Annotated in this window: 12 protein-coding genes; 4 read left to right on the top strand and 8 right to left on the bottom strand. The window is 43.1% G+C overall.

Annotated elements, in window-relative coordinates:
- Positions 1-68: 68 nt before the first annotated feature.
- Together V7L01_RS32285 and V7L01_RS32280 are read right to left on the bottom strand one after the other, a co-directional pair.
- Positions 69-872 (bottom strand): hypothetical protein, encoded by an 804-nt coding sequence (locus tag V7L01_RS32285; protein WP_335042254.1) that lies wholly within the window; start codon positions 870-872, stop codon positions 69-71.
- A gap of 104 nt (positions 873-976) precedes the next feature.
- A complete protein-coding gene (locus V7L01_RS32280) occupies positions 977-1,132 on the bottom strand; it encodes a hypothetical protein (protein WP_335042253.1) in 156 nt (51 codons plus the stop codon).
- Between the two features lie 503 nt (positions 1,133-1,635).
- Between V7L01_RS32280 and V7L01_RS32275 the strand changes: the two genes are divergently transcribed.
- From V7L01_RS32275 to V7L01_RS32260, 4 genes are all read left to right on the top strand, one after another.
- Positions 1,636-2,277, top strand: a complete 642-nt coding sequence (locus V7L01_RS32275) for a hypothetical protein (protein WP_335042251.1) — start codon at positions 1,636-1,638, stop codon at positions 2,275-2,277.
- A gap of 10 nt (positions 2,278-2,287) precedes the next feature.
- Positions 2,288-3,094 (top strand): pentapeptide repeat-containing protein, encoded by an 807-nt coding sequence (locus tag V7L01_RS32270; protein WP_335042249.1) that lies wholly within the window; start codon positions 2,288-2,290, stop codon positions 3,092-3,094.
- Positions 3,095-3,814: 720 nt separating this feature from the next.
- On the top strand, positions 3,815-5,167 hold the full coding sequence (locus V7L01_RS32265) for a calcium-binding protein (protein ID WP_335042247.1): 1,353 nt from the start codon (positions 3,815-3,817) through the stop codon (positions 5,165-5,167).
- A gap of 202 nt (positions 5,168-5,369) precedes the next feature.
- Entirely contained in the window at positions 5,370-6,815 is a 1,446-nt protein-coding gene (locus V7L01_RS32260; RefSeq protein ID WP_335042244.1) for a PQQ-dependent sugar dehydrogenase, read from the top strand.
- An 89-nt stretch (positions 6,816-6,904) separates the two neighbouring features.
- Here V7L01_RS32260 and V7L01_RS32255 read toward each other — a convergent pair whose 3' ends face one another.
- The 6 genes from V7L01_RS32255 to V7L01_RS32230 all read right to left on the bottom strand — a co-directional run bounded on the left by V7L01_RS32255 (position 6,905) and on the right by V7L01_RS32230 (position 12,091).
- Positions 6,905-7,897 (bottom strand): ABC transporter substrate-binding protein, encoded by a 993-nt coding sequence (locus tag V7L01_RS32255; protein WP_335042242.1) that lies wholly within the window; start codon positions 7,895-7,897, stop codon positions 6,905-6,907.
- Positions 7,898-8,188: 291 nt separating this feature from the next.
- Positions 8,189-8,779, bottom strand: coding sequence for an HD domain-containing protein (locus V7L01_RS32250; protein ID WP_335042239.1), 591 nt, complete (start codon positions 8,777-8,779; stop codon positions 8,189-8,191).
- A gap of 115 nt (positions 8,780-8,894) precedes the next feature.
- Positions 8,895-9,536 (bottom strand): HAD family hydrolase, encoded by a 642-nt coding sequence (locus tag V7L01_RS32245; RefSeq protein WP_335042237.1) that lies wholly within the window; start codon positions 9,534-9,536, stop codon positions 8,895-8,897.
- Between the two features lie 135 nt (positions 9,537-9,671).
- Complete coding sequence (locus V7L01_RS32240; RefSeq protein ID WP_335042235.1) at positions 9,672-10,655, bottom strand: aldo/keto reductase; 984 nt, start codon at positions 10,653-10,655, stop codon at positions 9,672-9,674.
- Positions 10,652-10,924 (bottom strand): hypothetical protein, encoded by a 273-nt coding sequence (locus V7L01_RS32235; RefSeq protein WP_335042233.1) that lies wholly within the window; start codon positions 10,922-10,924, stop codon positions 10,652-10,654. Before V7L01_RS32235 ends, V7L01_RS32240 begins: the two co-directional genes overlap by 4 nt.
- Positions 10,925-10,960: 36 nt before the next feature.
- Entirely contained in the window at positions 10,961-12,091 is a 1,131-nt protein-coding gene (locus V7L01_RS32230) for a tetratricopeptide repeat protein (protein WP_335042231.1), read from the bottom strand.
- Positions 12,092-12,162: the final 71 nt, after the last annotated feature.

Below are 12,162 nucleotides of genomic sequence, written 5' to 3'. Positions count from 1 at the left end.
GGATGTTTGAATGGTTTCTCCGACACACTACCTTTGATTTTGACACTCTTCAAATGTACGGATCTTTTTCAGAAATCAAATACTAGTCCTATAGACACTGTAACTAATAAGATACCTGCTATATTTAATTCAGTTAGAACTCGATCTCTCCTGGCTTTTTCTCTCTGCTTTTGTGCTAGTTCAATCGAGGGATCTGGAATGTGAACAAATTCTGACCATCGTTCAATTTTTTCATCCTCATCATTCTGAAGATATTCATAGCAAGTTGAAGCATTACTGATGTTGAAAAGTTTAGCAAAATCAGAAAATTGTTTTGCTGCTTGAAAAACTTCATCGCGAGGCAACTCGCTAAGATCAGCATGGTTTGCACCTGACTCTAAATTTTTTAATATTTCTAAGCTTCTTTGATAGATTTCCTCACGTTCTTCTTCAGAGGCAACTGTCAAAAGTTCAGCAATCTCTTCAATAGTTGTTTGATTGTTTGGCAGTTCAGCTAGCAAATCAGCAAATACTTCCGGCTTGCCAGTTAATCTTGATTTTTCTTCTCTAGATATAGGCCCAAAATATTCTGGATCTGAACTATAGGCATTAATTAATTGATGACTTCTGTAATATTCGTAATAAAAAAAATCGTCATGATAAAGAATAAGATTAATCAAATGACCGGAAAATTGCTGTGCGATCGCCTTAATAACTGTAGGATTTTGCCCTTCTTCTGAAGAATAGACACTAATCCAACCATTAATACATGGAGAAATTAAAAATTTTAGTTTTTCTTGTGCAGCAAGCCTTTTTACAATTTCTACAATTTCTTCAGTGTCAGTTGAGCGAATGTGGATAGAACCGTAAGAAGTGCCCATATAAATTTTCAAATATATATGACTATTTGAGTGTACCCATCATTTTCACTTTAACTAGCTAACTGATATGTTTACCGGATTGAGACGTAAAGCAGCTTGTCGTCAGATATCGCTCGTCAAATTGTGGTAGAAAAATATGGTGGAGCGATCGCAGTTAACTCAACCTCAGACGAAGGACTGAGTTTATGATTACTCTGCCAGTCAAAGTTAATTAGCAAATAGCCTGTTATTTCCTTGTTTCCATCTGCATCACTTCTTGCCCACTTTGTCAATGTGTAAATATTAGGACTGTCAGTTTGATTGACTGCGGTTTTCGCAGCATTTTGAAGATATCCGCAGAAGTCGAGTGGACTTTCCCCGCTTCAGTTTAGCTAAAAACTTTTTTGTAACATCAACTTTATCAGTAAATCAAGACCAGTTGGGCATTGCAAGCAGCGATTTGTGTGTAATAAAGCTTGTACAATTGTCAAGGCGGTTTTTACTGCCAGAGTAATTCTCAGGTGTAAGATTTATCGACAGCAAAATTTTTCTACTTTACGCCGTGTGCAACTTTCTCTCAGACCTAACCCCCAACCCTTTCCCTACTAGCGTTGGGGAGCAAGAATCAAAGCCTCTCTCCCTGTGGGGGAGAGGTTTGGAGAGGGGTTCTAAGGATAAGTTGCACATCGCGTTACTTTGTATTTTTCCATCCTTCACTTGTGGTTAACATGCCCCAAGTTAGGCACTCATATCTTGCAATAGATAACTTTTACCCTTATGACTGGAGAGCAAAATCTTGGGAATAGAGCTACGCAGTTTCGTATTTCTCGACAACCTGCAACCTCAACATGCAGCATATATGGGAACAGTAGCCCAAGGCTTCTTACCATTACCAGGGGATACATCACTGTGGATTGAAATCTCTCCTGGTATCGAAATTAATAAAATTACGGATATAGCTCTGAAATCTGCCTCTGTCCGTCCGGGAGTACAGGTAGTTGAACGACTATACGGACTGTTGGAAGTTCATTCTAGCTCCCAAGGCGAAACGCGAGCTGCTGGGCAAGCAATTTTGGCGGCACTGGGAGTCCGAAGAGAGGAATGTCTCAAACCGCGTGTTATTTCTAGCCAGATTATCCGCAACATCGATGCTTATCAAACACAACTCATTAATCGCACGCGTCGGGGACAGCTATTACTAGCAGGACAAACACTATATGTATTAGAAGTGGAGCCTGCTGCTTATGCCGCACTGGCTGCCAATGAAGCGGAGAAAGCAGCGAGGATTAACATTCTTGAAGTTCAAGCTGTAGGTAGCTTTGGACGGCTTTACTTAGGTGGACAAGAACAGGATATTCTAGCAGGTGCTCAGGGAGCGTTAACGGCCATTGAAAGTGTAGCTGGTCGGGCAAATCCTCTGGGTGGGCGTCAGGAGTAAAGGAGAAAAAATGGCAAATCGAGAGCATCTAGCTTTACTGAAAGCAGGTGCAGTTACATGGATTGAGTGGAGAGAGAAAAATCCCCAGATTGAACCAGACCTCAGTGCTGCAAACCTGCAAGGGGATAACCTCAGAGGCGCAAACCTCCAGGGGGTAAACTTGAGCAAGGTGGATTTGGGTAATGCTTTACTCGTGCGAGCAAACCTCAGTGGTGCTGACCTCAGTAGTGCCAATCTCTCCAAAGCCTTTCTGGTTGAAGCTAATCTGAGTGATGCTAACTTTAGTGTTGCTAACTTGAGTGGTGCTATACTTACGCAGGCAGATTTAAGTCATGCCAATTTCATTGGAGCCGACTTGAGTGAGACGAATCTTAGAGGCGCTGCGATCGCTCATGCTAATCTAATTGGAACCGACTTAAGAGGCGCTAACTTGAGAGATGCCGATTTAGGCGCAGCGAAGTTAATTCGGACAAATCTCTCTTTTGCCAACCTCATGGAAGCTAACTTGATTGCGGCTGACCTCAGCGAAGCAACTTTGTACGAAGCAGAAGTGTTGGGCGCTTATCTTTACAAAACTCAGCTGTACAAAGCCAATCTGAACAAGGCTCACCTCAGTGGTGCTTACCTGTTGCGGGCTAACCTAAGTGAAGCTGATTTGAGTCAAGCTGATTTGAGTTGGACTAACCTTAGAGGCGCGAATTTGGTAGGGGCAAATCTTAGAGGAGCTAACCTAAGAGGAGCCGACCTTAGAGAAGCTAACCTCAGTGGCGTAAATCTTCAGGAGGCAATTATGCCTGACGGTTCGAGACACAATTAGTTTACAAAAGTGAAAAAGTAGAAGTTTAAACTAATTCGTGGTAAAAAATCACCCAGCACTGCTGAGTTAATTAGGTTCATTAAGCTTGAATTTAGCACCATTTTTTTTGGGGCATCTCTTCCCGAAACAAGTGTTAGTTCTTAAAAAAAGTATATAAAATTTATGTAAAGTTTAAGTCTTATTAAGCTCAAGAATTTTCTGGGAAAGTATTAATTTAACTTATGTATTTTAAAATGCATTTATATACTAAAAAAGCATATTTTTACAAAAATAAATTAATATTGAAACCTAACTTAACGAGAATACCGTATTAAGCTGAAAAATCTTGTAACCTTTACTAAAAAAAACAGGATGTTGGAAAAAAGACTTAATTAAACTTTCTAACAGTATTAAAAATTACAAATTTGATATTTTGAAGATATGGTAAAGGATTTGACGTAACCTTTCGCTCATGATAATTAAATAATTACTGCTGAGTTAAAAATAAAAACCTATAAGGAAAATAAATAATTAAAATAAATTTTGCCCAATTACTTCCCATTTGCATAATCAACTAACCAAATCAATAACTAATATTTTTTAGAAAATATTGGTATTAATTAGGTTAAAAAAGATATCTGTATTTAAACTTACAGCTTTAAGTAATCCCCATTGAACTTATAAAGAGTTCTTTGACTGAAGCCAAACTTAGGCATTAGTTAGAAATCTAGGAAAAATAATATGGCAGTTATTTACGGTACTACAGCTCCTGACACCAGAAATGGGACTTCAGGAGATGACACAATATATGGTTGGGCTAATGGTGGTAATGGCAATAGTTTGTCTGGTAACGACACCCTGAATGGTGCGGCTGGTAATGATAATCTGTTTGGCGGCACGGGAAACGACAGTTTAATCGGTGACCTTGGCAATGACACACTTGATGGCGGCTTGGGTACTGATACCTTAAATGGGGGAGTAGGCAACGACACTTACATCATTGACACTGCTGTCGATACCATTACGGAGGCTGCTAATTCAGGCACAGATACCGTCCGGTCTTCTGTCACCTACACACTGGGTGTTAATTTAGAGAACCTGACGCTGACTGGAACTAGCGCCATCAACGGCACAGGTAACAGTCTTAACAACTTCTTCTTTGGTAATACTGCTAACAATACTCTGAATGGGAGAGCAGGCGATGACACCCTAGATGGTAATTTTGGTAATGATACCCTCAATGGTGAGGATGGCAATGATAGTCTACAGGGCGGGCCCGGCAATGACATACTCAATGGAGGGTCTGGAAACGATATCCTCATTGGTGTTTGGCCCAATAGTCCAGTCTCACCTGGATTAGGGGAGACTGATATCTTAACTGGCGGGGTTGGGCTAGATAGATTTGTCCTTGGGGACGCTAGAAATGTCTACTACGACGATAAAAACACAACGAATGCTGGTTTTGGGGACTTGGCTACTATTACTGACTTCAACTCTAGTGAAGATGGAATAGAACTCAAAGGCTCACCAAAAAACTACCGCTTGCAATCTGTTGGAGCCAACACACAAATATTTTTAGACAAACCAGGAGCAGAGCCAGATGAGATTATAGGTATTGTGCAGGGGAAAGTGAACCTTAAACTTGATAGTGACGATTTCCTTTTCAATGAGCAAGAAAATGCTGGACAAGCTACAAACAATACACTAGCTAGCGCTGAAGGATTGGGTTCTTTATCATCAGGCTCAGACGTTAATCTCTCAGGTCAGTTAGTAACAGTTCAACCGGGCGACAAACCCGATTTCGACTTTTTTACATTTTCTCTAGCAAATCCAGAAATTGTTACCATCAGTGCGGTAACAACCGATGATACAGTTATTGGCCTGTTTAATAATGCTGGGACTTTATTGCAAAGTGACGACGATAGTGGCCCCGACTTTGGGTCATTAATCGCTGCTTCACTGGGTGCTGGAACGTACTCAATTTCAATGAGTAGATATGCTTTCTTCCCTCAAGATGGCGGAACTTTCTCTGGCTCTAGTGATAGCAACCCTGCTCCTTATACGTTAGAAGTCAGTTTGGCATTGTCAACTTAAAGTAGTACTGACATCAAAAGACAGATTGAAGGATACTTTTACTGCTGACTATAGGGACATAACCACATGTCCGCTCTTACTCGACAAGAGACTATTTAGAAAATATTACCTATTGCTTATTTCACGCCGTAATTTCTAAAAGTTTTCCCTCATCAATGAAGATTTAGTAACAAAATCATCTGACTATTTTATGAAGACAATAATGAATAGCACGAACTCATCCAACCAAGAGCGACGCAGATTTATCGGTAATTTAGCTCTTAAAAAGTGCCTTTTTACCGCCAAAACGCTGTTATTTACAATGGCTCTATTAAATCATGGCATTACTGAAGTAAATGCTGCACCTAAAGCTCTGCGTCCTGATATTCAGATTCGCAATATTACCAATACCTTATCGGACTCTCCTTCTGTTCGGATTGCAAAAGATCCACGAGACAATACCCTCTATTACCTCAAACGAAATGGTGAGATTTATCGAGTCAATTTAAGTTCTTCTACTCGTACACTTGTCTACACCTCTAGTAATCATAATATCGGTGAGACTCAAGGTATGGCCATTGGCCCTAACGGTACAATTTATTTGGTTGGCAATGCAGACGTTGTAAATAACCAGACCAAAGCAATTATTGCTAAAGGCGTAATTAATTCGAGTACAGGACAGCGCATCTGGTCTGTCTTAGCTAAGAGTGCACCCTATCCTAAAAGCAAAACAGCCTACGATCATCGCTTCAACGGCGTGGTTGTTAGCCCGGATGGTAATTTTATCTATGTGAATAGCGGTTCTCGTACCGATCACGGTGAAGTTCAGTCTGCTGATGGTCTATATCCTAATACTCGCGAAGTAGGATTAACCGCCTGTATACTCCGCCTTCCTACTAATGGTAAAAATCTCTTTCTGGCAAACAATCGAGCAACCTTAAAGACAGCTGGCTATATTTTTGCAGAAGGAACACGTAATACTTTCGATATGGCTTTTGCACCCAACGGGGATTTATTTGGCACAGAAAATGGCCCCGATCGCGACATGTCAGAAGAATTAAATTGGCTACGTCTAGGTGGTAATTATGGCTTTCCCTGGCGTATTGGTGGGACAGACAATCCACAACAATACCCCAATTATAATCCTGCCAATGACCGTTTGTTAAACCCCTTATTTGGCGCAGTCACAAAAGGCTACTTTCGTAACGATCCAACCTTTCCTATTCGGCCTGCTAACTTAATTGAACCAATTCCTAATTTTGGGCCGGACGCAGACAATTACCGCGATCCTCAAGATGGCAAAATCAAAGACGCTAGTATTCTTGGGCAAAGTGTGAGCACTTTTACATCACACCGTTCTCCTTTGGGCTTAGTTTTTGATACACAAGGAGTAATGAGTCCAGAATACAACAAAGATGGATTCATGTTGAGTTGGACAACAGGCGATCCCACTGGCGATAAAATACCAGGCCCTTTTAAAGATGCCGGTCAAGACTTACTGCATTTAAAGTTAACTAAAGTCGGAACTACCAGCTATAAACTTAACGCCACGCGCATTGTCGAAGGTTTTAGTAATCCCATTGATAGTGAAATTATCGGCAATAAGATTTATGTTCTGGAATATGGTGGAAATGCAGGAATTTGGGAAATCTCTATTCCCACTAAATAAAGCAGAGTGGGTATTTTTGCATTGCTTAGTCTAAGTTTCAGTCATTTTTAGACATGGCTAAAACTTCCGGAAAGTTTGAGCTAAACGCGTCATTTCGTCCAGATACTTTGGTCAACGATGGAACGCACCTCGATCCGTACAGGCAGGATTTCGTCCTGGTAGGAACGATCGGCCACGGTTTGCAATGCGCGGATATCGTCATTGCTGACCGGGCGCAGTTCTCGCGCGGAGCGTTGGGTAATGGATTTCGAGGTGTTTAGTGGCAAGCGTGACAGTTTCGCGTAAACCTGAGCATAAGCGTCTGGATTCGCGATCGCCCAGTCACTGGCTTTGTTCAGCCGCTTCAAAAAATCAGCGATCGCCGCCCGCTTGCCCGGATCGGCCAAGGCCTTGTCGCTTGCGGTGATTAACGACAATCCACTGCTGATGCCCTGACCGTCGCGCAGCACCCGCCCACCATTTTGCTGCGCCACGTAGAAGTAGGGATCGAAGGTCGCCCACACTTCGATATTCTTAGATGAGAAGGCCGCAGCCGCATCAGTCGGCAGCACGAATTTGACCTTTACATCACTGCGTTTGAGACCAACCTCTTCGAGCGCACCGTAGAGCTGGTACTGCGAGATACTGCCCCGCGCCGAGGACACGATCGCCGTCTTGCCCTTCAAGTCGGCTACACGTTTGATGGGAGAATCGGCGTGAACGATGATGCCAAGTCCTTCGCCCTTACCGACCCTGGTTGCAAGGATCTTGAGCGGCGTCTGACCCACGGCTGCGGCCAGAACTGGAAGATCGCCGGCAGGCGCGGTATCGACTGCACCCACACGCAGCGCTTCAAACAAAGGTGCTGCACCCTGGAAGCTTGCCCATTTGTATTTATAGGGTACACCTTCAAGTGCATTGGCAGCTTCGACAAGCGCCCGCGTGCTACCTACTTGATCGCCCAAAACTACAGTCACTTGCGACAGATCGACAGTTGCTGTTTTTTGCGGGCTGGCTTGCTGCCCACACCCATACAGTCCTAGCAAGGGGAGGAATGCAACCGACAGAATGAGTGCCTTGTTGGCATGGTCGAATCGAATCATGTTTGACCGAAAACGAAAAGGATACAAGCTCCTAAATTTATTTATGGGGATCATTAATTTTGAATTTTGAATTTTGAATTTTGAATTTTGAATTTTGAATTCGGAGCAAAGCGACGTGACTCCTGCACTCCAATACTTTTAACTAGTTACTAATTCGTAATTCACAATTTTTGGGTTTAATTATCCAACTGTTGGAGACGCACTGTTAGGTCGTTTATACATGGCGCTTTTTTTCAGTCAGGGTCTATATAAGAGTCTGAAACAGTCTTTAATTACGAATTACGAATTATTTTAAGATTCCTGTTTTGTATGCTCGCCCCAAGGTTGACGAGCGAAGATCCGGTGTACCATCGGCTCAAAGAAAGTCAGCGGCAAAGTATCATAGTTTGGATCGAATGATTCTTGATCCCACTTATGGCAGAACTCAGCAGTGCGGTCAAAGTAAGGATGACCTCGAAACTTTTCTCTAGCATGGCGATCGCCTCCTGTATGATGCCAGAAATAATAGCCTTGAAAAATCCCATGATGTTCAATTATCCAATGGGTAGCTGGACTTACATAAGGTTTGAGGATGGCTGCTGCTAGCTCTGCGTGATTTACGGGTGCTAGTAAATCTCCAATATCGTGCAGTAATGCAGCCACCACGACTTCTTCTTCTGCCTCATCCCGAAAAGCCCGTGTTGCCGTTTGTAGCGAATGCTGATAGCGATCGATCAGATTTCCTGGATGACTCTCTTGCAAGCCAAGTAAAAGTGTCAGTGCGCGATCGCCAACCTCATTCAAGCGAGGCTTAGAGTGTTCCTGTAACAGCAGATAATCCTCTTTTGTTCCATCTGCCATTCGTGTATAGGTGGCAATAGGTCTTTTTGTAGATAATGACATTACATTACTCCTGATGTACAACCTCAAAATTCTTTGTTTATTCAATATGAGTGATTTTTTACAACTCAGTTAAGTTATCTGGATTTGATTTTGCGATCGTTACCCAACCTATAAACTAATGGTATGACAGTAAAGAAGGCAGCTGGCACATAGAGTGAAAGACAGTTACTCCAAATGACTCTAGTAGAGTAGCTTCACTCTGATTGGTGTACCCTAAAACTCTCATATTAGCGGCAACACCTGCACGCACACCCAAAACACTATCTTCTACAACAGTGCAAGATGAAGGTTGAACTCCCATATTTTTAGCTGCATATAAGAATAAGTCAGGTGCTGGTTTCCAGCTTCCAATTTCATAGGAACTAAAGATACGTCCTTCAAATCGAGGTAGCAGGTTAGTGACACGTAGAGCTAACTTAATTTTTTCTAACGGCCCACTAGAAGCAACGCAGATAGGTAGATTAATTTTGTCTAAAGCCGCCTCTATTCCTTCCACAGGAAGCAGTTCATGCTCAAATACTTCGGCAGTGCGGGCACGAAGCTGAGTCACAAAATCTTGCGGCAATTTCTGCTCAAGCCTTTGCTCAATGACAGCAACACAATCAGCCATTTTGCAACCTTTGAATAATAAAATGGCTTCTTCAAGCTCCAACGCGAGTCCGAATTCTGCGACAAATTGGACAAGAACGCGATTGCCCAATGTCTCGCTATCTACTAACACTCCGTCACAGTCAAAAATAACCAGTTCTGTTCGCACTCGTATTATTGATTCTTGGTCAACTACGGATTGATCGCAACCATTGCCACTAATACCATTCCAAATTTAAACCGCCGATAAACTCAGATGATTTTAGATAATTATTTGAGTTTATCGGCAGTTTAAAATCTCAAGCTAGCGATGCCCTATGATGAGATGAGGTTTGTAGGGTTCCTCTAAGAACTTACGCTCTTCCTCAGAAAGCACTAAATCCACAGCCTCCACCGCTTCTTTGAGATGCTCTATCTTACTAGCACCAACAATCGGAGCTGTCACACCCGGTTGATGCAATAGCCAAGCTAGGGCGATTTGCGTTGGTTTAACACCGCGTTTTTGGGCTAATTCTACGACGCGATCGACTACTTGAAAATCCGAATCTTGATAGTAGCGATTATGACCCAATTCGTCAGTTTTTGCCCGTACAGTTTCCCCAAAGCCTTCTTTTTTCCGATTCCCCGCCAGAAAGCCTCGCGCTAAAGGACTCCAGGGAATAATCCCAATCCCTTGGTCTAGAGATAGGGGTATTATCTCTCGCTCTTCTTCCCGATAAACCAAGTTGTAGTGGTTTTGGATCGATATAAAGCGAGTCCAACCATGTTTGTCAGCTAGATAAAGGGCTTTAGCAAACTGCCATGCGTAAACACTTGAGATTCCCAAGTAACGGACTTTACCTGATTTGACTACATCATGTAGTGCCTCTAGGGTTTCCTCAATTGGTGTCTCGTAGTCCCAACGGTGAATTTGGTACAAATCGACGTAATCAGTTTGTAGCCGCCGCAATGAGGCATCAATGCTATCAAAAATGTGCTTGCGAGATAGTCCGCGATCGTTGGGGCCATCACCGACTTTATTGAATACTTTGGTAGCAATGACGACTTGATCTCTTTTGGCAAAATCTTTAAGCGCCCGTCCCAGGATTTCTTCACTGACACCCAAGGAATATACATCGGCGGTGTCAAAAAAATTAATCCCCAACTCCAAAGCCAGTTTAATGAATGGACGACTTTCTTCTTCTTCTAATACCCATTCATGCCATTTGCGAGAGCCATAGGTCATAGCGCCTAAAGCGAGGCGCGATACTTTTAGTCCACTTTTGCCAAGATTTACGTATGTTGTCATACTGTTTGCTCTACTTTTTGATAACGTTGTGAAAGTTCTAAAGCAAGTTGAGAGGCTTGATGTGCTTCATCAATGTGTCCTAGCTGGCTGTAAGTATTAGCTAATTCTTTTTGTATCGCTGGAATATTGCCACGGGCAGCATTGCGCTTTTCCAGAACATTTAAGGCTTTGTAATACTGCCGATCGCGAATCAGTGCATCGAGATAAATTTGCTCAAATAAATCTCGTTGAGCATGAGATCCACCTGTGGAATATAAATTGGGTAACACTGGCTCTAGTTGAGCGATGTCTACGACGGGCTACGCCTACGCATTCTCCCAATCCCCACGAGCATGGGCAATCATCCCCCTAGCAGCTGGTACTCCTACCTCTACCCAAGTACGCCGCGCATAAGGTAAGACATTCTCTCCATAAGTTTGCATACTCTCTAACATCTCACCCGCCCAGTCATCTTTACCGCCCCGCTCTAGTGCATAGATATATTGCAAATCTAGGAAAGCGAGGACGTGTTCGTGTAGCCGTGGTTGCAGGTAAGCAGCAAGTTCCTGCCAGCGAGAACCGACATTTACACCGCGTAACTCTAGACGTAGCAATAGTGCGATCGCATTAATCTGCTCGCGTCCATTATCTTTTTTGGCACGTCCCCAAATGCGCGTGTCATATATTTCTAATACTTTGGCAAAATTTTCAATATCCAGGTAGTAAAGGGATGTATGCCACCAAAGGTGTCCATAAAAAGCCGAGCTACCATCTTCCCAAGTATCGCTAAGACTCTCCATTAAGCTAATTCCCTCTTCTAGGCGTCCTTGAGTTTCTAATACATGAGCAACGGCGTGGTGTGCCCAACGGTTATCCCGTTTCAGGGCGATCGCTTTTCGTCCTGCTTCCTCCGCTTCTTCTAGGCGATGACACTCTTCTAAGGCGAAAGCTAGCATCCCATACATATACGGGTTGTCACGATTGGCGGCGAAAACTTTTTCGGCAATCCGCAGCATCCCCTGGCTGTTACCGGAATTTCTATAGTGGTATTGGGCAAGATGCACCGAAGCTAAATCGCGGGGAAAGGCAACGGCGATCGCTTCATGGTGGGCGATGGCTTGAGCAATGTCTCGGTTTGCCCAAGCTTCAATTGCGGCGAGATAAAGTTTTTCGCGATCGTTAGCTCTTTTCAGGTAAGATTTCGCCACTTTCAGATAAGATGTTGCCTGGGTTAAGGCAGCAGAGCCACCAGCAAACAAATAAAAGGCGGCAACTTGAGTATTAGCGATGGCTACGCCCGCCGAAGGCATCGCACAAGCCGGATCGGCCTCAACTGCTTTGAGAATAACTTGGGCATCGTTACCAACACACAGTAATTGGTCAACAAAGCGATCGATGGCATCTACCGCTGCTGATGAATCAGTAGTAATTTCCAGTCCAGATAAATCTTTTACCATTGGTTTCCCAGAGCATTGCACTGCTACAAGCATTACTTTGCAAAAGCTAGGCTATAAACTACTGTATCTCA

The sequence above is a fragment of the Nostoc sp. genome (genome assembly GCF_036917095.1).
GTDB lineage: Bacteria > Cyanobacteriota > Cyanobacteriia > Cyanobacteriales > Nostocaceae > Nostoc.
This window is presented reverse-complemented; position numbering and strand designations above follow the sequence as displayed.

Coding starts and splice junctions, on each gene's coding strand:
- V7L01_RS32270 (WP_335042249.1), top strand. CDS start 2,288: ATGGCAAATCGAGAGCATCTAGCTTTACTGAAAGCAGGTGCAGTTACA.
- V7L01_RS32265 (WP_335042247.1), top strand. CDS start 3,815: ATGGCAGTTATTTACGGTACTACAGCTCCTGACACCAGAAATGGGACT.
- V7L01_RS32260 (WP_335042244.1), top strand. CDS start 5,370: ATGAATAGCACGAACTCATCCAACCAAGAGCGACGCAGATTTATCGGT.
- V7L01_RS32255 (WP_335042242.1), bottom strand. CDS start 7,897: ATGATTCGATTCGACCATGCCAACAAGGCACTCATTCTGTCGGTTGCA.
- V7L01_RS32250 (WP_335042239.1), bottom strand. CDS start 8,779: ATGTCATTATCTACAAAAAGACCTATTGCCACCTATACACGAATGGCA.
- V7L01_RS32240 (WP_335042235.1), bottom strand. CDS start 10,655: ATGACAACATACGTAAATCTTGGCAAAAGTGGACTAAAAGTATCGCGC.
- V7L01_RS32230 (WP_335042231.1), bottom strand. CDS start 12,091: ATGGTAAAAGATTTATCTGGACTGGAAATTACTACTGATTCATCAGCA.